Annotated in this window: 21 protein-coding genes and 2 pseudogenes; 12 read left to right on the forward strand and 11 right to left on the reverse strand. The window is 44.2% G+C overall.

From position 1 onward, the window contains the following. Positions 1–84: 84 nt before the first annotated feature. A complete protein-coding gene (locus AAGA51_RS04525) occupies positions 85–333 on the reverse strand; it encodes a YkgJ family cysteine cluster protein (protein WP_081878714.1) in 249 nt (82 codons plus the stop codon). A gap of 164 nt (positions 334–497) precedes the next feature. Here AAGA51_RS04525 and AAGA51_RS04530 point away from each other — a divergent pair, with 164 nt between their 5' ends. Beyond that, positions 498–938, forward strand: coding sequence for a YcgN family cysteine cluster protein (locus AAGA51_RS04530; RefSeq protein ID WP_042486131.1), 441 nt, complete (start codon positions 498–500; stop codon positions 936–938). Positions 939–1,066: 128 nt separating this feature from the next. On the opposite strand, the gene AAGA51_RS04535 is transcribed toward AAGA51_RS04530, so the two are convergent. From AAGA51_RS04535 to rlmA, 4 genes and pseudogenes are all read right to left on the reverse strand, one after another. Then, positions 1,067–2,065, reverse strand: coding sequence for a hypothetical protein (locus AAGA51_RS04535; protein WP_052404603.1), 999 nt, complete (start codon positions 2,063–2,065; stop codon positions 1,067–1,069). A 21-nt stretch (positions 2,066–2,086) separates the two neighbouring features. After that, positions 2,087–2,262 (reverse strand): annotated as a pseudogene (locus tag AAGA51_RS04540) (site-specific integrase); the annotation flags it as partial. A gap of 100 nt (positions 2,263–2,362) precedes the next feature. Next, complete coding sequence (locus tag AAGA51_RS04545; protein WP_042486128.1) at positions 2,363–2,719, reverse strand: hypothetical protein; 357 nt, start codon at positions 2,717–2,719, stop codon at positions 2,363–2,365. Positions 2,720–2,976: 257 nt separating this feature from the next. Next, entirely contained in the window at positions 2,977–3,795 is an 819-nt protein-coding gene (rlmA, locus tag AAGA51_RS04550; RefSeq protein ID WP_042486253.1) for a 23S rRNA (guanine(745)-N(1))-methyltransferase, read from the reverse strand. Positions 3,796–4,230: 435 nt separating this feature from the next. Here rlmA and AAGA51_RS04555 point away from each other — a divergent pair. Then, positions 4,231–5,964 (forward strand): annotated as a pseudogene (locus tag AAGA51_RS04555) (methyl-accepting chemotaxis protein); the annotation flags it as partial. A gap of 101 nt (positions 5,965–6,065) precedes the next feature. Here the strand turns inward: AAGA51_RS04555 and AAGA51_RS04560 are convergent. Both AAGA51_RS04560 and gap read right to left on the reverse strand, forming a co-directional pair. After that, positions 6,066–6,950 (reverse strand): D-hexose-6-phosphate mutarotase, encoded by an 885-nt coding sequence (locus tag AAGA51_RS04560; protein WP_042486121.1) that lies wholly within the window; start codon positions 6,948–6,950, stop codon positions 6,066–6,068. A gap of 131 nt (positions 6,951–7,081) precedes the next feature. Next, on the reverse strand, positions 7,082–8,077 hold the full coding sequence (gene gap / locus AAGA51_RS04565; protein ID WP_042486118.1) for a type I glyceraldehyde-3-phosphate dehydrogenase: 996 nt from the start codon (positions 8,075–8,077) through the stop codon (positions 7,082–7,084). A 336-nt stretch (positions 8,078–8,413) separates the two neighbouring features. Between gap and msrB the strand changes: the two genes are divergently transcribed. Next, the gene (gene msrB, locus AAGA51_RS04570) at positions 8,414–8,818 is read left to right on the forward strand and encodes a peptide-methionine (R)-S-oxide reductase MsrB (protein ID WP_042486115.1); all 405 of its coding nucleotides are present in this window, start codon (positions 8,414–8,416) and stop codon (positions 8,816–8,818) included. Positions 8,819–8,860: 42 nt separating this feature from the next. Here msrB and AAGA51_RS04575 read toward each other — a convergent pair whose 3' ends face one another. Next, positions 8,861–9,682, reverse strand: coding sequence for a DUF2989 domain-containing protein (locus AAGA51_RS04575; RefSeq protein WP_042486112.1), 822 nt, complete (start codon positions 9,680–9,682; stop codon positions 8,861–8,863). 192 nt (positions 9,683–9,874) lie between these two features. On the opposite strand from AAGA51_RS04575, the gene AAGA51_RS04580 reads away from it, so the two are divergent. After that, positions 9,875–10,159 (forward strand): YeaC family protein, encoded by a 285-nt coding sequence (locus tag AAGA51_RS04580; protein ID WP_042486109.1) that lies wholly within the window; start codon positions 9,875–9,877, stop codon positions 10,157–10,159. 90 nt (positions 10,160–10,249) lie between these two features. Here AAGA51_RS04580 and ansA read toward each other — a convergent pair whose 3' ends face one another. After that, positions 10,250–11,263 carry an asparaginase gene (ansA, locus tag AAGA51_RS04585; protein WP_042486106.1) on the reverse strand — a complete coding sequence of 338 codons (1,014 nt, stop codon included), beginning with the start codon at positions 11,261–11,263 and terminating at the stop codon, positions 10,250–10,252. A 120-nt stretch (positions 11,264–11,383) separates the two neighbouring features. After that, positions 11,384–13,231 carry a signal peptide peptidase SppA gene (gene sppA / locus AAGA51_RS04590; protein ID WP_042486103.1) on the reverse strand — a complete coding sequence of 616 codons (1,848 nt, stop codon included), beginning with the start codon at positions 13,229–13,231 and terminating at the stop codon, positions 11,384–11,386. A 207-nt stretch (positions 13,232–13,438) separates the two neighbouring features. Between sppA and AAGA51_RS04595 the strand changes: the two genes are divergently transcribed. After that, the gene (locus tag AAGA51_RS04595) at positions 13,439–15,442 is read left to right on the forward strand and encodes an NADPH-dependent 2,4-dienoyl-CoA reductase (protein WP_042486099.1); all 2,004 of its coding nucleotides are present in this window, start codon (positions 13,439–13,441) and stop codon (positions 15,440–15,442) included. A 60-nt stretch (positions 15,443–15,502) separates the two neighbouring features. Here the strand turns inward: AAGA51_RS04595 and purU are convergent, their stop codons facing one another. Then, positions 15,503–16,336 carry a formyltetrahydrofolate deformylase gene (gene purU, locus AAGA51_RS04600; protein ID WP_042486094.1) on the reverse strand — a complete coding sequence of 278 codons (834 nt, stop codon included), beginning with the start codon at positions 16,334–16,336 and terminating at the stop codon, positions 15,503–15,505. 197 nt (positions 16,337–16,533) lie between these two features. Here purU and AAGA51_RS04605 point away from each other — a divergent pair, with 197 nt between their 5' ends. The 7 genes from AAGA51_RS04605 (at position 16,534) to fadD (ending at position 23,237) form a co-directional block, all read left to right on the forward strand. Continuing rightward, positions 16,534–16,743 carry a hypothetical protein gene (locus AAGA51_RS04605; RefSeq protein ID WP_042486091.1) on the forward strand — a complete coding sequence of 70 codons (210 nt, stop codon included), beginning with the start codon at positions 16,534–16,536 and terminating at the stop codon, positions 16,741–16,743. A 159-nt stretch (positions 16,744–16,902) separates the two neighbouring features. After that, a complete protein-coding gene (locus AAGA51_RS04610) occupies positions 16,903–18,834 on the forward strand; it encodes an ATP-dependent DNA helicase (protein ID WP_042486087.1) in 1,932 nt (643 codons plus the stop codon). A gap of 8 nt (positions 18,835–18,842) precedes the next feature. Further along, entirely contained in the window at positions 18,843–19,562 is a 720-nt protein-coding gene (gene tsaB, locus AAGA51_RS04615) for a tRNA (adenosine(37)-N6)-threonylcarbamoyltransferase complex dimerization subunit type 1 TsaB (protein WP_042486084.1), read from the forward strand. 89 nt (positions 19,563–19,651) lie between these two features. After that, complete coding sequence (locus tag AAGA51_RS04620) at positions 19,652–19,948, forward strand: hypothetical protein (protein WP_042486082.1); 297 nt, start codon at positions 19,652–19,654, stop codon at positions 19,946–19,948. Positions 19,949–19,985: 37 nt separating this feature from the next. Further along, positions 19,986–20,549, forward strand: coding sequence for a Slp family lipoprotein (locus AAGA51_RS04625; protein ID WP_042486079.1), 564 nt, complete (start codon positions 19,986–19,988; stop codon positions 20,547–20,549). Beyond that, positions 20,546–21,406 (forward strand): alpha/beta fold hydrolase, encoded by an 861-nt coding sequence (locus tag AAGA51_RS04630; protein ID WP_156102046.1) that lies wholly within the window; start codon positions 20,546–20,548, stop codon positions 21,404–21,406. Before AAGA51_RS04625 ends, AAGA51_RS04630 begins: the two co-directional genes overlap by 4 nt. A gap of 142 nt (positions 21,407–21,548) precedes the next feature. Next, on the forward strand, positions 21,549–23,237 hold the full coding sequence (gene fadD / locus AAGA51_RS04635) for a long-chain-fatty-acid--CoA ligase FadD (protein ID WP_042486077.1): 1,689 nt from the start codon (positions 21,549–21,551) through the stop codon (positions 23,235–23,237). The last annotated feature ends 4 nt before the right edge of the window (positions 23,238–23,241 follow it).

A 23,241-nucleotide genomic window follows, 5' to 3' on the forward strand; every position in this document is an offset into this window, starting at 1 on the left:
CGTAGTAGAAAAACGCAACTCACTTAGAGTAAAGGGAAATTATTCTGTTTCAAAAGTGGTACTTAGATCTAAAAATGGCTGAAACTAGGTTAACTCTTCGAGCTCAGTGAGATTTTGCAGAGCTTCTTGATTGGTTGAGCCACAAACCACAGGGCATGGTTTAAAATCGTGGCAGACATTTGGTCTCTCCGGCTTGCCAAACAACTTACATAAGTTATCGTCATTCAATTGAATGCATCGTACACCGGCAGGTTTTCCATTCGGCATACCCGGAATTGGAGAAGATATGCTAGGAGCAATACAACATGCACCACATCCAAGTCGACAATTCATCATGACCTACCGCAAGTAAAAGCAAAAAGAAGGGCGCAGATGTTAACAGAAAAACCAGTAGCGGTAGACATTTTACGACGTTTTTTTCAGCATATTTGCCCTTGAATTTTATGTGGTGGGGCGGTATAACACGTCCCCCGGTTACAGACAGAAAGAATTCAGCAATGACAACACCATTTTGGGAAAGCAAAACACTAGAACAAATGACAGAAGCAGAGTGGGAGTCACTGTGCGATGGCTGCGGTAAGTGTTGCTTGCATAAGCTGATGGATGAAGACAGCGATGAGGTGTATTACACCAACGTTGCTTGTAGCTGGTTAAATAGTAAAACCTGCGCTTGTAAAGACTACCCAAACCGTTTTGAATCAGGCGAAGAGTGCTTGAAACTCACTCGCGACAAAATCGATGAGTTCCACTGGCTTCCAGATACCTGCGCATACCGATTACTGTCTCAAAATGAACCTCTACCGCAATGGCACCCTCTCATCACCGGTTCAAAAGCCGCAATGCATGCAGAAGGTGAAAGTGTTCGCAATAAAGTCGTATATGAAATCGATGTTGTGGATTGGGAAGATCAAATTTTGAACCATCCTAGCAGAGGCTAGTGGCATCAATCTATATCAGTAGGTTGGTAGTCAATAAACACCAATAATTACCCATGTCCCTAAAACTTGTGGGCACTATGTGAACATTTCAAAGTCCACATTAGCCATTAAAAAATTAACTTCAATAATCAGGTAAAGCTACCAGTGATTGCTATGGTTGCAAGAACAATGAAAAGTAACATTAACCCGAATTTAATGAATGTTAACTCTCGATATTTATAAATTGATTTCTTATTGCGATTGAAGTTTGTCTCGGACATTTTCCATTTTTGATACCAATGGACAGGTTTATTGGTAATGTAGGCCAAGAACCATGAGCTAACATTGAACTCTACATTTTTTTGATAAAACTCTTGTAGATATGCAAGCTCTTGGTTTTCTTTGACGCTGATTATTCTAATTGAGGAAGGATGGTAATCACGTCTTCCAAATGTTTTCTCGATTACTTCTATTAGTTCATCAGGGTTCTTTAAGTGTTCTTGCGTTATTCCTAAATCCTTGTTTCCAGTTTCAGTTATGTATGAGTACCTTTTATCCTGATCGTTTTGTATTTCGACTACATATTTAGCATCGAAAGGAATTGATTTTATTTTTGGCAATTTGGGTTCAGTAATCCAGTGTGCTGTTGCTAAACCTATCCCAGAACCAGACAAAACGTCTTGGATAGGATTCCAATATTTCTTTCTTGTTTTTGTTACGTGTCGGCCATGGCTTGTGTGGAGCACAATCTGTTTTTTAATTTTTTGGTCGTCAAGAATTCTATTTAGGTCAAGCCTTCTCATGCTCATACCATAGAGACTTACAGGTCCATATGTGCGAGATATGGTTTCAAAGGGACCAATAATGATGGGGTCATCCTGTAGGTCTTCAAGTTTTATATATAAGTTATGACCGACCTTCATATAGATACCAAAAATGGCTTCTGATTTGTCTTTAAGATTCTGTAACAGGATAGTTTTTGGGTATTTGTCGGTAAATCCTATAGGTGTATGACCACCTATAATCTGAGATTGAATCTTTATCGATTTTTTTAGTCTTACGGCCTGCCAAGCATACAAGGCGGCAAAGGCTGAAATTACTAATGTTGCTAGAGCTACAGTATCAGCACTAATTACAATTGAAATCAAGAGTGAGTGACCTCTGAGTTACTAACGTGAATCAACTAGGTTTGCTAACGGATTTTTACTGACCACATCTTCTAGGTGATCCGCATGGTTTGTTTTATATCTGCGTGACCTAGAATACGCTGTAAGGCAATGATATTTCCACCATTCATAATGTAATAGCTGGCGAACGTGTGACAAAGAACATGGGCTTCTTCTTGCTTTCGATAGGCAAAACTCAGTCTCACATAGCAAAAATCCCACAGTGTAGTTAAACATTGTGGGATTTTTTAAAGCCTGAGAAGAATTGGGAGAGTGGGGTTAGGCTAATAAGAGTAATAGGCTACCAACAGTTGCCGCTGCGGAAAGATATTGCCCCGCAGAGAAGAACGAATCATCTTTGTCTTTTACTTTGTCTGGGTGTTCCATACCTAAAGCGCCATAGGTAAAGGCCTCCACCTTATCACTCATGGTTTTATCGCCTTCAGGCATTGTGCCGTTTTGCTCAATATCTTGTAATGCGGCAAGCAACGCCTTTCCTTCGTCAGAAAGCGTTACTTTGTTTTGTTCGACTTTCAGTGGTGCTGGTGAAGCCGACTCTGTACTCGCAGAAGCTTGATTTTTTAACGGTTGAGTGGCATTCAGATTAGATACTGATCCTGCGCCTACTGGGTTCATGCTGCTCTCCTAAATCCATCCTCAATAACTATATCGACAGGCTTATGTCAAACTTGTGTTATTTTTTGAACATATTTTCACTGTTTCTTACAAAGCAATTAGCATGCCTATTTTTTATACTTTTCTAGATTGGGATTTTGGAGAGGGATGCTTGGGGTGTTATTGGAGCAATAAGTTGTGTTTGTTATTGAAGTTACAGTAGTTTTTGTGGTTCCTGTAACTTCAAGTCGCTAGCAGTATTCGACAGGTAAGGATAACTAAGCTTTTCTATATACTCGAATCATAAAGTCTGCTTCGCATTGCACGCTGGCTGAGTTTTTCAATTCCGCTTTGTAAGCTTCACTTGCGCGCCATGCAAACGGAGTCATCTGAAGTAGATCAAATGCATCATCTCCGCTTAGTGTCATCAAGTAATTCACTTTCTCTTCGTGTTCTAAGGTGAAGTTTTCAATGACTTCAGGCTGCTCTTCATGCAAGCGTACGTCTTGATAGATACCTTGTTTAAACTCGTATAAATGTCTTGCAGCTGGGGTGACTGTAATAACAACACCGCCTGATTTGATGCAGCGATTCAGTTCATCTGCTTTGCAAGGAGCATAGATGCGTAAAATTCCGTCGAGCGTTTCGTCGGCAAAAGGTAAGCGATGGCTTGAAGCAACGGTAAAATCACAGTTTGAGTAGCGTTTTGCCGCATATCGAATAGCCACTTTGGAAATGTCCAGCCCGAAGGTATTGGCTTGCGGGTTCTGCTGTTTTAGGCAATCTGCAATATAGGTTGTGTAGTAGCCTTCACCGCAACCGATGTCTAACAGCTGGTGGTCTGTGTTTATTAAGAAACGTTGGCACAACTCGGCGACTTTCTCACGCATAGGGTTGTAATGACCGCCATCGAGAAAACGACGTCTTGCTTGCATCATCTCTTTGTTGTCACCTGGATCTTTCGAGCGTTTATGGTGAGCAGGCATCAAGTTGACGTAGCCTTCTTTTGCCAAATCAAATTGATGGTTGTTTACACATGAATAGGTGCGTTGGTTAAGAGTGAGGGGATGCTGGCAAAGCGGACACTGGTAAGCCATGGTGTTCTCAAGGTAGTAAATGGAAGCGTAAGTGTAGCGGTTACTCCACCAAATAAAAAGCAAGTTAACAGGCAGGCGTTGCATGACTTTTGGAAGGGGAATCTTATTTCTATCGCGTTTGCACTGCTATACCGACAATAATTTGGTTTATGCCAATTTGTTGACATAAACCTTTGCATAACAATGAGTTATATATTGAAAGTTTTATATCTTTTTAGTGGATAGCCTATGGTAATGAGGTTAGTATCTCGCCTGTAAAAACAACAATATGAGAGCTGTTAAATAATGTCATTTTCGCTAAAGCAAAAGTTAATTGGTGCTAGCCTAACCGCAGTTGTTGTTATGGCCGGAGCATTAACATGGTTGTCTATAGACCGTATCTATGATCAGACGCAAAAAGCAATGTCAGAGCGTGTTGAATCTCTAACGACTGCGACTGCCAAAGGTATCTCGGATTGGGTTGCTGACAGAAAATCTATCACTTCAGCATTTAAAGCCTATGCAAACGCTGCGGATCCAACGCCTTTTTTACAACAAGGCCGAGTTTCGGGCGGTTTTGATGAGCTGTATTACGGTACCACCGAAGGGGTGATGAACCGTTCTTATCCTGAGAGATATCAAGAAGGTTACGACCCTCGCAAACGTCCTTGGTATATTGATGCATCGACGGCTGGCAAAATGATTGTAACTACGGCGTATCAAGATGCAGTGACCAATGCATTGCTTATCACTATTGCTGAACCTGTTACTGTCAATGGACGCTTTTCTGGTGTTGTCGGCGCTGATGTGTTGATTGAACAGCTAGTCTCTGACGTGCTTTCATCCGATGCGGGTGAGAACGCTAGAACCATGCTTATTGATACTCAAGATGGCAACTGGCTAGCGCATCCAAATAAAGACTTCACACTAAAACCTGTATCAGCAGTGTCAAAAGTGTTAACTATCGACGCGATCAACAAAGCGGCGAGAGACAAAACTTTTATTCCTGTTACGTTGAATGGCGTACAAAAGTGGTACTACTTCAAAGCTGTGCCGGGAACTCAGTGGATCTTTGCGGTAGAGCTGGATAAAGACACTGAGCTTGCTTCAACGGACTCATTGCTTTGGGGATTAATTTCAACGGCGGTTGTGATTACGTTTTTAGTGTTACTTGCCGTGTCTTGGTTGGTTAATTTCTTGATTAGAGATCTTTCTCGCGTGAGCAAAGCGTTGGAAGAAATTGCCTCTGGTGATGCGGACTTGACGCAACGCCTGACGATTCATTCTGAAGATGAAGTAGGTAAACTGGCGCAAAGCTTTAACCAGTTTGTGGGCAATATGCAGCAAATGGTAGCGAACTTAGGTAATGTGTCTGCTGAGCTTTTACAGCAATCCGCTCATGCTGCGAAGCAATCAGACCAAAACAATATGCGCATTCAGCAGCAGCAAGATGAAATCAACATGGTTGCGACTGCGATTAATGAAATGTCAGCTGCAACTCATGAGATTGCGGGTAACGCTGAGCAGACGGCTGGCAACTCTAATGATGCCGTTATTGCATGTGATGCCGGTGCTCGTCAGGTTTCTCAAACACAGGTTTCTATTGAAAATTTAGCGACCGAAGTGGAAGTGGCAACTGGCGTTATTACTGAGCTTGAAGGTCACAGCAACCAAATCAGCAATATCCTATCGACGATTCAGGGAATTGCAGAGCAGACAAACTTGCTAGCGCTAAATGCAGCGATTGAAGCTGCGCGAGCGGGTGAGCAGGGTCGAGGATTTGCGGTTGTTGCCGATGAAGTTCGAGTGTTGAGCCAACGTACTTATGCATCGACAAAAGAAATTCAGCAAATGATTGATACGCTACAGAGTACAACAGGTAAAGCGGTATCGATCATGAATGACAGCCGCACATTGGCGACGACCAGTGTAAACGATGCAATCAATGCTTCTCAGTCGTTAGAGCAAATCAGAACCGTGGTGTCTGCGATTAGTGATATGGCAACACACATTGCGACTGCGGCGGAAGAACAGGCATCAGTGACGTCGGAAATTACGCGTAATACACAAGGTATTCGTGATGTTTCGAATGAGTTCTCTATTGAAGCGAAAGATGCTGCAGAGCAGGCCGCGATACTCTCTTCACTCTCTCATGAGCTTGAATCTGAGATTCGCCGATTCAAAGTTTAATATTGCTTAGACGCTTTATTTAAATACATAAACAAAAATCCGATAAACAGTGTTTATCGGATTTTTTCTTTTCGGGTTCGAACCACACTAAGACGAGATGGTTAGTTTGCCGAAATGGTCGTTGCTAAAAGGTACTGTTCACCCGGTTGCAACGTTTGACCTGCAGAAAGGCATGGTGCATGGATAGTCGACTCAACACAGAACATGGTTTTGTAACCGTCATCAGGCATGTCAGCCATTGCTTTTGAACCTTGAGACCAAGGGTTCCACAGTACTGCGCAATTGTGACCACTGTTTTCAACTAATAGCGCTCGTTTTAGAACTGGGTCTGTAACTGTGATTTTTGATTCCGGCATAGTGTAGACACGATCGATCGTATCAGTGAGTACCAGTGTCTCTTCACCTTGGCAGATTTTTGAATCTTGCAGCTTGTCGATGTATTCAGCGCCCATACCTGTCGTGGTAATTTGAGCTACGTCGCCAACATTCAGGTAAGTATGAAGTGCACTTGAGAACGTCCAAGCTTTTTCATCCGTGTTGTTTACTTCCAGTGTCACTTTCAACTCATCACCAATTTCGACAAACAAGCGGGTCTTAAACTTGTATGGCCAAATTGCCAGTGTTTCTTCTGACTCTTCAAACTCTAGAACAACTACAACACCTTGTTCATTTTCTCTGTGTTCTGCCAATTTCCATTGGCTGATACGTGCAAAACCGTGTCCAGGTTCTGCAATTTTGCCAAACCAAGGCCAACAAACTGGAATGCCACCGCGAAGTGCAGCTTTGCCGTCAAAAGGTGTGTTGCTGCTCATCCAAATCAGGTCTTCTTTGCCAGCAGGAACATAAGAAAGAACATGAGCACCATGCAGAGCGATAGCGGCGGTAGCTTTATCGTGGATAACACGAACGATTTTCACCTCATCTTTTTCAACGATGGTCACGTTGTCAGAAAGGTAAGTAAGGGTAGGGAGAGAAAGTAGATCCATAAATATCATTCCTCGTTCAGCTTTTTGCTTAGACTGATTGTTATTAGGAAAATCAAATCTGTAGAAACAAAAAAGGCGACACATCGGCCGCCTTTTCATATTCTCAACGAATTTCTTCGCTAATGCTTACATTACTTAGAGATGTGAGCGATTAGGTCTAGAACTTTGTTTGAGTAACCGATTTCGTTGTCGTACCAAGATACAACTTTAACGAATTTGTCAGTTAGAGCGATACCAGCTTTAGCATCGAATACTGAAGTGCATTTTTCGCCGATGAAGTCTTGAGATACTACTGCGTCTTCAGTGTAACCAAGAACGCCAGCCATTTCGCCTTCAGAAGCTTCTTTCATCGCTTTACAGATTTCTTCGTAAGAAGCAGCGTTTTTCAGGTTAACAGTCAAGTCAACAACAGAAACGTTAGCAGTTGGTACGCGGAAAGCCATACCAGTTAGAAGACCTTTAACTGCTGGAAGTACAACGCCTACTGCTTTAGCAGCACCAGTTGAAGATGGGATGATGTTTTGAGAAGCACCACGACCACCGCGCCAGTCTTTAGCAGAAGGACCGTCTACAGTTTTTTGAGTTGCTGTAGTAGCGTGAACTGTAGTCATAAGACCAGATTCGATACCGAACTTGTCGTTAAGAACTTTAGCGATAGGCGCTAGACAGTTAGTAGTACAAGAAGCGTTAGAAACGATGTCTTGACCTGCGTAAGTGTCGAAGTTTACGCCGTTAACGAACATTGGAGTTGCGTCTTTAGAAGGGCCAGTCATAACAACTTTCTTCGCACCAGCAGTGATGTGCTTACGTGCAGTAGCGTCGTCAAGGAATAGACCAGTTGCTTCAGCAACAACGTCAACACCGATTGCATCCCATTTTAGATCTTCTGGGTTGCGTTCTGCAGTAACACGTACAGTCTTACCGTTTACGATTAGGTTACCACCTTCAACTTCAACAGTGCCGTTGAAACGACCGTGAGTTGAGTCATACTTAAGCATGTAAGCCATGTAATCTACGTCGATTAGGTCGTTGATACCAACAACTTCGATGTCATTACGTTCTTGTGCTGCACGGAATACGAAACGGCCAATACGGCCAAAACCGTTAATACCTACTTTGATAGTCATTATAGTTGCTCCACAACTTAATTTCTGATTAAAGATAACTGGTAGTAAAATTACAAAATCCAGTAAACATCTGCAACAGATAATCCGACTTAACTTGTTTAAAGTCAAAAAAAACTGTCGCTTTTTTTCACAATCACTTACAACTGATTAGTTTTTAGACGTGCTACTGCTTTTCATCCCTACCAATTGACGTAAAATAATCAAGATACGAGGTTATTGATGCTCAAATAACCCGCAATACTACGGTGAAAAAGTATGTGCTACAAAATCATAGGTACGCAAGTTTTTAGCGAAAAAAGTCAAAAATAATTATTACAAAAAAGGAGAAGTCAAAGCGTGGTTGATAAAGCCCAAAATCTTGAGAAGCCTGACGAATACTGGAAAGACCAGTTATCGGAAGAGGAATATTACGTTTGTCGCCAGAGAGGAACTGAAGCGCCTTTCTCTGGCAAGCTACTGCATAACAAACTAACTGGCGATTACCATTGTACTTGCTGCAATGCGCTTTTGTTTAGTTCTGAAAACAAATACGACTCTGGTTGTGGGTGGCCAAGTTTTGATGCGCCTATTAATGATCAGGCCATCCGTTATTTAGAAGATCTAAGTCACGGAATGATAAGAACTGAGATTCGTTGTGCTGCTTGTGACAGCCATTTAGGTCATGTATTTCCTGATGGTCCACAGACTACAGGTGAACGATTTTGTGTTAACTCGGTGTCGTTAATTTTCAACAAAAAGTGAAAAAGTTGGTGGTAGAACACCAACTTTTGTTTGATAGCAACATTATTTCAAAGAGTTAGGGACGATGCTTTTTCGGTATTGTCCCTCTTTGATCGACTTAACAACCGTTTCTGCAATATCGTCAAGCTTCTCAAATTTCTCTTCATCAAAGCCATACATCAATGCAAGTTCAGACTCGCTGGCTATAGGTACATCATATTCCTTGCCGACCATAGCCCAAACATAGGCATGTTCTTTATCACCAGAAGCATGATAGTTGCTCGCCAGTGATTTAAGGATCTCGGTGTTGATATTGTCTGGCTTGCTTAACTCTAAAGCGTGATTAAGTAAGATGATGGTTTTTTCACGGTCTCGCGAGGTATAGAAGGTGGCTAATGCGTACTGTAACTCCGCGGTTTCTAGCTCAGGCTTGCCTTCCAACTGTAAAAACTCACGGCGAGCTTTATGGTCACCCTCTTGGCTCCATAAAAAATAAAGAGACTCTGGTGTGCGTTGGTTACGAAGTTCGGTCGCGATACGCTTTAAATCTTCACCTGCATTCACCAGTGCATTGACTCGTCTTTGCTTGAGATCTGCTTGGTCAATCGCCTGAATTTGAGACGCGAGCTCTAAACATTTTCGGTAAGCACTGGTTAGATTGTACTCTTCAATTTTGTTTACTGGAGTCGGGTCTTTAAGTACTTCGAAGCGATGCCAGATCAGGTCAGTTCTGGGGATACGGCATTGTCCGTCATTAACATTTAGTCTTTCACACTGCAGTGCTGGGTTGTCTGCACAAAGTTTATCGGTGTTCTTTTTATTTTCTAAACACCCTGATAGAGCCAAAGGCAGTGATAAAACGAGAATGGCTTTTATTGTGTTCATATTTTGGCCTGTTGACCTTATTTATAGAGATTCTTTTTTTTAACGGATTGAACTGAATAAATGCAGGAGCTATGCCACATCATGTTAGAAAAATGTTTAGCTTGTGATCCGATACACTTATTTATTTAGCTTGTCTTGACTCAATATGCCAGCAAGTTATTTTGGCGCAAATCGTTAAATTAGGAATGCACCATGGACGCAAATCAACTTGTTGCTGCTATCACACCGGAAGCTTATGAGCGCTTATTGTTTGCTGTTGAAACGGGTAAGTGGCCTGAAGGTACTTCACTTTCTCCAGAGCAGCGAGATTCTTGTATGCAAGCTGTGATGTTGTACCAATCAAAGCACAATAACAACGCTGACCATATGAGCATTGGCGTTGGTGGCGAGATGATCTTTAAATCAAAAGCAGAATTAAAAAAACGTTTTCAAGATAATCAAGAAGATATCGTACGTATTAATCCTAATCACGAGTAGTGGTTTGGGTCGGAAAAAGAAAACCCCGTATGTGAATACGGGGTTTTCTTACTTTATGAGGGTGTTCTTTTAAGCTTAAGCCGCTGTAATTTACAGAGACATTTCGCCACGCAGCACTTGCTGCATCTTTTGCTTCACTTCTTCGTAAGAGAGATTTTGGCTCAATAAGTAGTGAAGTTTTGCCAACGCCGCCTCAGGCGTCATATCGTAACCACTGATAACACCTGCATCAGCAAGTGCACAGCCCGTTGCGTAGCCGCCCATGTTGACTTTGCCTGCTAAACATTGGGTTAGGTTTACGACAATAACGCCACGTTCTGAGGCATCTTTTAGCTGTGCCAGTAGTTCTGGGTTTTGAGGTGCGTTACCAACTCCAAAAGTGAGCAGAATCATCGCATTCACGGGTTGCAACAAGGTGTTGCGAATGACCTCGTGAGAGATGCCCGGGTACATGGTGATTACACCGATAGGTTGCGGTGTAATGTGATGTACGCGGAACTTGCCTTCAGGCACCTGACCAATTTGCACGCCGTTGCTGACATGAATATTGATACCCGCTTCAAGCAGTGGCGGAATGTTTGGTGAAGTAAACGCGTTGAAACCATCTGCATGAGATTTAGTGCTGCGGTTACCGCGCATCAAGTGATTGTTGAAGAACAGAGTGACTTCATTAATCGGGTAGTTTGCTGCGATGTGCAATGCATTCAGCAAGTTAGCCTGACCATCCGAGCGTAGTTCTGCCAATGGGATTTGTGAGCCTGTCACAATGACCGGTTTACCTAAGTTCTCCAGCATGAACGACAATGCGGAGGCGGTATAAGCCATAGTGTCAGTGCCATGCAGAATAACGAAACCATCGTATTTGTCGTAGTTGTCTGCGATATCATCAGCGATTTTTTGCCAGTCTTCTGGCGTCATATCTGAAGAGTCAATCAGTGGTTCGTACTCATGAACCGTAAACTCGGGCATTTCGTCACGATGGAACTCTGGCATATTTGCCAATTGCTTTTCCATAAATCCAGCAACAGGAACGTATCCGTGTGAGGATTTCTTCATGCCGATAGTGCCGCCAGTGTAGGCGATATAGATATGTTTTCTTGCCATGATTACAACTACTAAAGGTGGTGGTAAATAGTGTGGCGATTATAACGAAAACGATTGTAATAAAAAGGGGCGCTGTGTATTTAGCGCCCCCTAAACGGAAATTTCGTGCTGCTAGTCTGACTATTGTACTTGGCAGGGCAGACAGAATGCGTATTGTCCTTTTGGATCGTTAAAACCGCTTAGCAGGTTCGCATCGTTAATTAACTGACTTGCTGCCGGTTGAAACGCTGCTGGAACCATACTGGAAACATCCAAACCGAGACTTGCTTTGATCTGTCCAAAGAGATCTTGCAGGATTTGCTGCGCCGGACTTAGCGGATCGGACACCCAGAACAGGTTGTAGTCTTCAACTTTGGCCAGTTCAGCCGCGAGCTTAACGGCGTCATCAAAGTCACCCAATTTATCGATCAAACCTAATTTCTGCGCATCTTGGGCTGTCCAGACTCGACCTTGAGCTACCTGATCAACCTGTTCAACTGACATACCTCTGCTTTCACCCACTAGCGAAATGAAACGGTGGTAACCATGTTCAATGCCCATTTGCAGCGCTTTTTGCGCCCCTTCGTTAAGGCCAGTAGTGATACCAATACCTGAGAATGGTGAAGTACCAACACCATCGGTAGAAATGCCAAGCTTGTTAAGACCTTTTTCAAAAGTCGTAATGACGCTAAAGATACCGATTGAACCGGTGAGGGTTGTTGGCTGAGCAACGATTTTATCTGCACTCATTGAAATCCAGTAACCGCCGGAAGCCGCTAGGCTCGACATTGAAACAACCACAGGTTTACCTGCTGCTTTTAACGCATCAATTTCGTTACGAATCACTTCGGAAGCAAATGCGCTGCCCCCTGGGCTGTCTACTCGTAAAACCACCGCTTTGACGTTGTTATCATTGCGTGCTTGGCGAAGAAGAGCCGCTGTGCTGTCACCGCCGATGCTACCGCGAGGTTGAGAACCATCCATAATTGTGCCGCTGGCAACCACAATAGCGATATCATCGTTGGTTGCACTCATTTGAGGCGTTACCGTTTGTGCATAGTCGTAATAACTCACAGCGTTGTAGCTGTCTTTACCATCACTGCCAAAGGTTTTAGCAAGCTCAAGGCGAATTTGCTGACGAGTTGCCAATTCATCAACGAGGCCAATGTTCAGTGATAACTGAGCTAAGTCTCCCGATGTTTGTTCAAGAAGAGCAAGAAACTCATCCATGTTTGGCGTTAATGCGTCAGCATCAATGCCTCTGTTGGTGGCAACGTCATCGATGTAAGCTCCCCATAACTGAGTTAACCAACGGGAAGCCGATTCACGTGCCGCATCTGACATGTCGTCACGGATGAAGGGTTCAATGGCAGACTTATAGGTTCCGACTCTGAATACGTGAGTGTTGACGTCGAGCTTCTCTAGAAGGGTTTTGTAATACATGTTGTAAGCACTGTAGCCATGTAACAGAACCGCGCCATCAGGAGCCATAAACACTTTATCGGCGTAACTTGCCAAGTAATATTGGCTTTGGTTGTACATGTCGCTCAGAGCAAAAACTGGCTTGCCAGAAGCTTTGAATTCATTAATGGCTTTCGCGATATAGCGCAATTTGGTTAGGTTGGTTTCTGGCATATTACGCAGTGCCAAAACCAAACCCGTAATCTTGTCGTCGTCTTTAGCGTGACGAAGTGTTTCGACAATATCGAAGAGCACGTTTTCTTTTGGCAGATCTTTGCCTAACACTGAGCCCGTTACTGAATCCATCGGGCTTAAATAACTGCTTTGCTCAACGATGGGGCCAGATAGGTTGAGCACTAAGGCAGATTTTTTCTCAACCACAGGTGCTGGGGTCTCATAAGCGTAAAGGAAATACACTAACGCGATACTGAGTAGGAAAATGAGGTTGGTAAGAGCGATACGAATGAAAGTGATTAGTTTCCAAATCCCTTTAAAAAGCAGCCCAATAAATCGGAATATTGTTTTCATTGTGTCTCCAGCAATGCCATCGAAATGCTTGTTAATATCACCAAAACAACACCTTGGAATATTAATTAAGTTGCATCGTACGTGATCTAGTATACGCAAACAACCGCAAGATTGATCGGTGTTACAAAAATGTAAACACTTGTTTGATTTTTGTGTGAGTGAGGAATAGTGTGGTCGGAAAACAATAACGATAAAGGTTAACTCTCCATGTACCCAAATCTGCTACAGCCATTGGATTTAGGATTTACTCAGTTAAAAAACCGAGTTTTGATGGGTTCAATGCACACTGGTTTAGAAGACGAAAAAGAAGGTTTACATAAGCTTGCCGCATTTTATGAAGAACGAGCAAAAGGTGGTGTAGGCCTGATTGTTACGGGTGGATACTCGCCAAATCTTCGCGGACGCTTACATCCTTTTGGTGCCGAGTTTAGTAGTGTGAAACATGCTAAAGCGCATAAAGTGGTGACTGAGGCGGTACATCAACATGGTAGTAAAATTGCGCTGCAACTTCTTCATGCTGGCCGTTATGCCATGCATCCTTTCTCACAGAGCGCATCTGCGATTAAATCTCCAATCAGTAAGTTTGTTCCTAGCGAAATGACTCCGCGTCAGATCCGAAAAACCATTCAAGCCTTTGCCAATAGTGCTGAGTTGGCTCAACTCGCAGGGTACGACGGCGTTGAAGTGATGGGGTCTGAAGGCTACTTGCTAAACCAGTTTATTTGTAAACGCACGAATATGCGTTATGACGACTGGGGTGGTAGTTATCTCAATCGAATCCGTTTCCCGCTTGAAGTGGTGAGAGCCATTCGTGAAGCGGTGGGTGAAGAGTTCATCATCATCTTCCGCTTGTCGATGCTGGATTTGGTTGAGCAAGGCAGTACATTTGAAGAAGTGTTGATGCTGGCTAAAGAGCTCGAAAAGGCAGGCGTGACAATCATCAATACGGGGATTGGCTGGCATGAAGCTCGGATCCCAACCATAGTGACGCAAGTTCCTCGCGCAGCATTCAGTTGGGTAACGGAGAAGATCAAACCTCATTTGTCGATTCCAGTGATTACCTGTAACCGTATCAATACTCCGGAAGAAGCGGAGAGCATTATCTCTTCAGGCAAAGCGGATATGGTTTCGATGGCTCGTCCATTCTTGGCAGACCCAGAATTTGTCAATAAGGCAGAGCAAGGTCGAGCAGCGTTTATCAATACTTGTATTGGCTGCAACCAAGCCTGTCTGGATAACGTGTTTAAAGGTAAACGTGCATCGTGCATGGTTAACCCGCGCGCCTGTTACGAAACAGAGATTGTGGTTCAACCTGCAAGCGTTAAGAAGACTGTGGCGGTGATTGGTGCAGGTCCAGCGGGGCTGGCTTGTGCAACGACGTTGGCTGAGCGTGGGCATGATGTTGACCTGTTTGAAAGAAACGATCGCATTGGCGGTCAGTTCAGATTAGCGATGCAGATCCCGGGCAAAGAAGAGTTTCGTGAGACGATTCGTTACTTCGCCAACCGTATTGATGAAACAGGCGTGCGTTTGCATTTAAGAACCGAAGCTGATTTCTCTATGCTGTCGGAGTATGACGAAGTGGTAATGGCATCGGGTGTTGAACCGCGTAAAGTCGACATTGCTGGCTTGGAAAACAGCGAAAAAGTGGTGGATTACCAAACGCTGATTCGCGAAAAGACACCGGTAGGCAATAAAGTCGCTATCGTCGGCGCTGGTGGTATTGGTGTCGATGTTGCAAGCATGATTACTGAGCCGTCTGACCATGATTTGGATGACTGGTTACATGAATGGGGCATAGACAAAGAGATTGCTTACCCTGGAGGTTTGTATCCTTATCCAGATTCACGCAGCGAAACTGAGGTGTGGTTACTGCAACGCCGCAAAGGCAGCGTCGGTAAAGGGCCGGGCAAAACAACAGGCTGGGTTCATAAACGGACCTTAGAGAAGCGCGGTGTACATATGATTGGTGGCGTTCAATATCAAGGTATTGATAGCCAAGGTTTTCATATCGGTGTCGATGGTGAATCAAAGATTCTGGATGTAGATAAAGTGATTATTTGTGCAGGGCAGGTTTCTGTTCGACCATTTGAAGATAAATGGCCTGAATTGTCCGGTAAGCTCCATGTCATTGGTGGTGCTGAACTTGCGGGAGAACTGGACGCGGTACGTGCGATTCGCCAAGGAGTGAAACTGGCGGTGTCTATTTAATCGCTGGTTATCACTAAAGAAAATGGCGCTGATTCAGCGCCATTTTTTATTCTCATAAACTTAAAGAATCACAGTCTTGTTGCCGTAGACGAACACGTGGTCATTGATCACTTTGTTCAGAGCTTTGCTTAGAACGTTCTTCTCTACATCACGTCCTGCCTGAGCCATATCTTGCGCACTGAAAGTATGATCCACAGGAATGACATCTTGCTTGATGATTGGACCTTCATCCAAATCGTTGGTCACAAAGTGAGCCGTTGCACCAATGATCTTCACACCACGCTCATAAGCTTGCTGGTAAGGTTTCGCACCAATAAACGCAGGTAAGAAACTGTGGTGAATGTTAATGATTTTATGGTGAAATTTCTCAACAAATCCCGGAGTTAGAACACGCATGTATTTAGCAAGAACAATATAGTCCGGTTGATATTGTTCGATCACTTCCAACATCTCCTTTTCATGCTCTTGACGGTTAAGACCTTCGTGAGACACACAGTGATAAGGGATGTCGAATCTCTCTGTTAAGGTTTGCAGTTTGTCGTAATTACCCACCACAGCTGCGATATCTACATCTAAGCTGCCATCGTAGTTTTTCATCAAAATATCACCCAAGCAATGCGCTTCTTTGGTGACCAGTATCACAATACGCTTACGTGATGAACCGACCAATTTGCGCTTTGCACCTTGAGGTAAAGCTTGGTCTAAGTCTGCCAATAGAGTGTGGTCATTGAAGTAGCCTTCAAGCTCGGTACGCATGAAGAAGTGACCACTGGTATTGTCAACGAACTCATTGTTATGAATGATGTTTAGCTGATGTTTGTAACAGATGTTGGTGATTTTTGAGATAAGTCCTGGTGCATCACTGCAATGCGTTAGGAGAGTTTTCTTTTCCATTAAATACGACTTCCGGGCGTGCAAATTTTTCATTCTTAGAAGAAATAGATTGGCTTGAACGGCAAACCAATTCCGAATTTGGCTTCTATAATTAATCTATTCTCCTAATGGTTTCAACTAATATAACTAGGCTCAGTGAATCCTCGGCTATTGAAAGCGTCTCCTCTGTTGGTACTTGTTTTGCGAAGGTGGTGTTTATGGACAAAGAATTACTTGCACGTAAATTGTACGTTGAACGTGTTATTTCATTGATGGGTGATCACAGTGTTGATGACGACATATTAGAGTTTATGTGGGAGAGCAAAGCGTCACCGGAAGAGGCGGCGAAGGCAATGATGCCTCAAGTTGAGCTAACCTCACTCGAAGTGGGTTCTAAGTGGTTAAATCGCTATTTAAATAGGAAATAGTTCCGCTATGTCAGGTACGGCTTAGTTTCGTACCTGACACAATCTGTTTTGAATGTAAGTGCCTACCAACTCCTTCTCAAAGATCGGGGTTTAACTGCATTCGCTCCCGACCTAAAAACCTGCCATAATCGCGCCAAAGTTATTATTTTTTTGACGTGGATGATCCAAAAAACCTTTTCTCAACAAGGCGCATTAGGCAAAGCCATTCCGGGCTTCCAGCCTCGACAAGCTCAAATCGAGATGGCTCAGGCAGTTGCAAAAGCAATTGTTGGCGAATCGCAGTTGGTCGTGGAAGCTGGAACAGGAACCGGCAAAACCTTCGCTTATCTCGTGCCTGCGCTATTAAGCGGAAAGAAAACCATCATCAGCACGGGTTCTAAAAACCTGCAAGAGCAGCTGTTTCATCGTGATCTTCCCTTAATGGTTGATGCTCTCGGCTTTCACGGCAATGTCGCATTGCTCAAAGGTCGTGCTAACTATTTGTGTCTAGACCGCCTGAGCAGACAAATGATTGAAAGTCACACCAATGACTCTGCTGACCCGCAACTGCTCACACAGCTGGTGAAGGTGAGGTCATGGTCATCAGAGACCAGAAGCGGCGATTTAGGTGAGTGCGATGCACTGCCTGAAGACAGCATGATCATTCCCACCATTACTTCCACCAATGACAACTGTTTGGGTAAAGAATGCCCGAGCTATACCGATTGCTTCGTCAATAAAGCAAGACGCAAAGCGATGGATGCCGATATCGTGGTGGTTAACCATCACCTGTTCTTAGCCGATTTAGCGATTAAAGAAACGGGATTTGGTGAACTGATACCAGAAGCGGAAGTGTTTATCTTCGATGAGGCACATCAGTTGCCTGATATTGCCAGCCAATATTTTGGTCAGTCGGTATCGAGCCGACAAATCCAAGATCTCGCCAAAGACATTGAAATTGCTTATCGCACAGAAGCTAAGGATATGCGCCAACTGCAAAAAGTAGGCGATAAGCTGGTTCAGTCTGCGGCTGATTTACGCATTGTGCTTGGCGATTCTGGGCACAGAGGTAACTGGAGAGAAGCGATGGCTTCGCCTTCTATTGCTCGTGAAATTGAACGTGTTAAAGACAGCCTCAACTTTGCGATAGAAGTACTCAAAATTGCTTTAGGGCGCAGCCAGTTATTGGATGCGGCCTTTGAGCGCGCCAATCTGATTAAAGGCCGAATTGAAAGGGTATGTGATGTTTCCATTACGGGGTACTCGTATTGGTTTGATACCACGCCACGTCATTTTAGTTTGCATATTACGCCGCTTTCCGTTGCCGATAAGTTCCACGAACAGATAGAAATGAAGCAAGGGGCGTGGATTTTTACCTCAGCCACGTTGGCAGTGAATGACGACTTCGGCCACTTTACCCATCGTTTAGGATTGCAGCCCGGTGAACAGTTCTCGTTGCCGAGTCCTTTTGATTATCAAAATCAAGCAAAGTTGTGTGTTCCAAGGTATCTGCCAGAGCCAAACAGTCCGGGGCTTGCTGACAAACTGGTACGCATGCTTTCTCCGGTCATTGAACAAAACCAAGGGCGCTGCTTCTTTTTGTGCACTTCACACAGCATGATGCGCGAACTGGGCGAGAAATTCAGAGAAACGCTGACCTTACCGGTATTAATGCAGGGTGAAACCAGCAAGCAAAAAACACTGGCTGAGTTTATGGAGTTAGGCAACGCCTTGCTGGTGGCAACCGGTGCTTTCTGGGAAGGGATTGATGTTAGAGGTGACACATTAAGCTGTGTTATCATCGACAAACTTCCGTTTACCGCTCCAGATGACCCGCTGTTAAAAGCGCGTATTGAAGATTGCCGTTTGCGAGGCGGAGACCCGTTTGCTCAGGTCCAGTTGCCAGATGCGGTGATTACCTTAAAGCAGGGTGTTGGACGACTTATTCGAGACAAGAAAGACAAAGGAGCACTGATCATTTGTGATAATCGATTAGTGACCCGAGACTATGGCGGAATATTCCTTGCCAGTTTGCCTCCTATCCCGCGTACGCGAGATTTGGATATGGTTAAAAGCTTTCTTGCACAATTATCAGAAACAGAAACAATTTAGAGATATTCATGAGCGCAAAAATTCTTGCCTTAGACACAGCGACAGAGCAGTGTTCAGTCGCCTTAATGGTTGGTGAAAAAGTGTATTCCCGCAGTGAGTTTGCACCTCGCGACCATACAAAAAAAATTCTGCCAATGGTGGATGAGGTTCTAAAAGAAGCGGGCTTAGCGCTGAGTGATTTAGACGCGCTCGCTTTCGGGCGTGGTCCGGGTAGCTTTACAGGCGTTCGAATTGGTATCGGAATTGCACAGGGTTTAGCATTCGGTGCGGATTTACCCATGATTGGCGTATCTACGTTGGCGACAATGGCGCAAGGTGCGTACCGTCAACACGGTGTGACTCACGTTGCGAGCGCGATCGATGCACGAATGAGTGAAGTTTATTGGGGCCGTTTTGAGCGTCAAGAAGATGGCAGTTGGAATGAAATCGACGCGGAATGCGTGATTCCACCGGCTGTGCTTGTTCAACAAATCGAAACTGCTGAGCAAGTCCAGAAAGATGAGAATAGTTGGGCGAAAGTAGGAACCGGTTGGCAAGCATACGCTGATGATTTGGCAGCGCTGCCACTGAATTTGACCGAGAGTGAAATACTTTATCCAGATTCGCAAGACATTGTTTATCTTGCTCAGTTTGAATGGGCAAAAGGCAATACAACAGCAGTAGAAGACTCTAGCCCAGTGTATTTACGTGACACAGTGGCATGGAAAAAGCTACCGGGACGTGAGTAAGCGTAAGGTCGCGGATAAGCTTTGAGTTGAGAACAAGTCACTTGCAAGGGTAAGGATCAGAACCTTACCCCACTTACTGTAGGAGCTTTATGGTTTCAATTAATGGATTGCCCGGCAATGTCTCGAATACCAACCGAACATCCAAGGCAAAGAAAAACAACGGGGTCAAAAAGGGTACTGAAGTTGCGACCAGAGCGACGAAAGTGGCTGAAGCCGTCTCGCACTCTATTCGTCCCGTTGATGAATCTGAAATCCATCGAGCTCAAGTTGAGTACGATTTACCAGAAGGCCGCTCCAGAAAAGCCATGGAAGCTTATATGGATGTGATGAATCGTGCTAAAAGAGAGGAACTAGCCCAGCTGTTAGGGGTCGATATTTATATTTGAACCATTTGCATCTTAAAGCCTAGCCTGAGAGGCCATCATGAAACCATTCACTTTACGCCACTTATTCGCCTTGTCTGCTGTCTTTGTTATTTCCGCCTGTACCTCATTACCAACCGAACTGAACGCTTCCTCAGAAGAAACGGTTATTTCTGATTACAAAACATGGGTGGAATCCGGCACTGCGCAAGGTAGTGAAGTCCGATTAGGCGGTGTTATCGCCCATATTACCAACCTCAAAGACAAGACCCGTATTGAAGTGGTTAATGTGCCAGTTGATAGTGTTGGCAGGCCAAGCGTTAAGGTTGAGCCTCAGGGACGTTTCGTCGGTTACGTGAATGAGTTCTTAGATCCGGTCACTTTCGCAGAAGGTCGATTAGTGACGCTACTCGGCAATACGGCTGAACCTGAAACAGGCAAAGTGGGTGATTTCGAACATCAGTACCCTGTGATGACAGTCAAGGGTTACCACTTGTGGCGAGTCGAAGAGCGCATCATCATGCAAGACAGCGGCCCTTATTTATATCACCACTGCTTAAGTTATTTCTGTCGTGACAGAGATGACATGTATCGTGAAGGCAGAGTAATACAAGAAGTAAAATGATGTTCAAACAGACTCAATACTCAATCCATAGCGGCAGGATAGCCGCAGTGGAATTTGGAGATGCAAAAACGGCCGAAGTATCGGTCGTTTTTATTCATGGCTGGCTAGACAACGCTGCGAGCTTTTTCTCGGTCATGCAAGAGCTGGCTGAGGTTGCGCCTCAGTTACACCTTTGCGCAATCGATTTACCGGGGCATGGCTTGTCTGAGCATAAAAATGGCAGCAATTTTTACCCTTTTCACGACTATATCGATGATTTTTGTCAGTTATCGCTTAATTTCTCAGCAAACAAGCTGGTGATCGTAGGTCATTCTCTTGGTGCTTTGGTTGCAAGTTGCTATAGTGCCGCCTTTCCTGAACACGTGGATGGATTAATTCAGATTGAAGGCTATGCACCTTTGGCTGAATCTGCTTCCGAAAGCGTTGAAAGAATGCGTCAGGGAGTGATGAGCCGTCAGCGTTTACGCAAGAAGCCACAACGTGGCTATGACGATATATCACAAGCGATAGAGCGTCGCTCGATGGCTAACCATATTAATCCTGAGTTGATTGCTCCCATTGTCGAACGGGGTATCAAACAGGTCGATGGTAAATGGCACTGGCGCCATGACGTTAAGTTAAAAAGTGAATCTTTATATCGGATGTCACCGCAACATGCGGCTGAAATTATCAATGCGATTCAATGCCCTCATCGATTAATCCTCGGTGAGCATGGTTTTCAAAGTTTAAAGCAACATCGCAACATTTCGGAGCAAAGTTGCCCTGAGACGTTCACTGTTTCTGGTGGTCATCATTGCCATTTAGAACAACCAGAGCAGGTTGCAGAACTAATTTTTGGCGTAGTTAACAAAATTTAAACAAGTGTTTGAGCCTTTTCGTGCTCAAGCACCGAGGCTGTGCTGTAATAAGCGCCATAAAAATAATGGCACGACATAAAGTCAATCCACCATGAGAAGGTCATTGACGACAAATTGCCAGCCAATAACGAGGAGTATTACTGTGGATAAACCTTGGCTTTCACGTTACCCAAGTGAAGTACCAGAGACCATAAATCCAGATCTATATCCATCATTGGTGGAAATGTTCGAACAATCGGTCAATCGATTTGCTGATCAACCTGCTTTCATTAACATGGGCACGGTTATGACTTATCGCAAATTGGAAGAGCGTAGCCGAGCATTTGCTGCGTATTTGCAAAACGATTTGAAATTGAAGAAAGGCGATCGCGTAGCGCTAATGATGCCAAACCTTTTGCAATATCCGGTTGCGTTGTTCGGTATTTTGCGTGCGGGCCTTATCGCAGTTAATGTGAACCCTCTTTACACTCCTCGCGAACTAGAACATCAGCTAAATGATGCAGACGCACGAGCGATCGTTATTGTTTCTAACTTTGCCAGCACGCTAGAAAAAATCGTTGCGAATACACAAGTTAAACATGTGGTTCTGACCAGTCTTGGTCAGATGCTGCCACGTGCAAAAGGTACTGTGGTTGATTTCGTAGTTAAGTACGTAAAAGGAATGGTACCGAAGTATCATCTTCCTGGTGCAATTTCTATGCGTAAGGCACTGCATAAAGGTCGCCGTCAACAGTATGTGAAACCTTTTATGGCGGGTGATGATATTGCTTTCCTTCAATATACCGGTGGTACTACGGGTGTAGCGAAAGGTGCAGTACTGACGCACAGAAATATGATTGCCAATGTATTGCAGGCAAAAGGTGCCTACGGTGCGGTATTGCGTGAAGGGCGTGAATTAGTGGTGACGGCGCTGCCGCTTTACCACGTATTCGCGTTAACCGTGAACTGCCTGCTGTTTATTGAGATGGGTGGCAACAACTTGCTCATTACCAACCCGAGAGACATTCCGGGGTTCGTGAAAGAGCTACAAAGAACATCTGCGACCGCTATTACCGGGGTAAACACCCTGTTTAATGCGTTGGTGAACAATGAAGATTTCCATGAGTTGGATTTCAGCAATCTGAAATTGTCTGTTGGTGGCGGTATGGCTGTACAGCGCGCTGTCGCTGAAAAGTGGAAAAAGATCACCGGCATCCATTTGCTCGAAGGTTACGGTTTAACAGAATGTGCCCCATTGGTTACTGGCAACCCTCATAACCTCACTGAATACACAGGTGCGATTGGTTTACCTGTACCTTCAACGGAAGTTCGTATTGTTGATGATGAAGGTAACGTATTGCCAAATGATCAAGTGGGTGAGCTGCAAGTACGTGGCCCGCAGGTCATGCAAGGTTACTGGCAACGTCCTGAAGCAACCAAAGAAGTGTTGGATGAAGATGGCTGGTTATCTACAGGTGACATCGTAAGATTTGACGAAAATTACTTACTGCATATTGTTGACCGTAAGAAAGACATGATTCTGGTTTCAGGCTTTAACGTTTATCCGAATGAAATTGAAGATGTGGTTGCTTTGCATGGAAAAGTTCTTGAAGTGGCCGCGATTGGTCAGGCTCATGAAATTTCAGGTGAAGTAGTGAAGATTTTCGTGGTTAAACGTGACCCAAGCTTAACCAAAGAAGATGTCATTGAGCACTGTCGTGAATACTTAACAGGCTACAAAGTACCTAAGTTAGTTGAGTTCAGAGATGAACTACCAAAAACTAACGTTGGTAAGATTCTGCGTCGAGTATTGCGTGAAGAGAACGACTCAGCTTTAGCTAAAAGTGCGTAACCTT

Source organism: Vibrio diazotrophicus, assembly GCF_038452265.1.
GTDB lineage: Bacteria > Pseudomonadota > Gammaproteobacteria > Enterobacterales > Vibrionaceae > Vibrio > Vibrio diazotrophicus.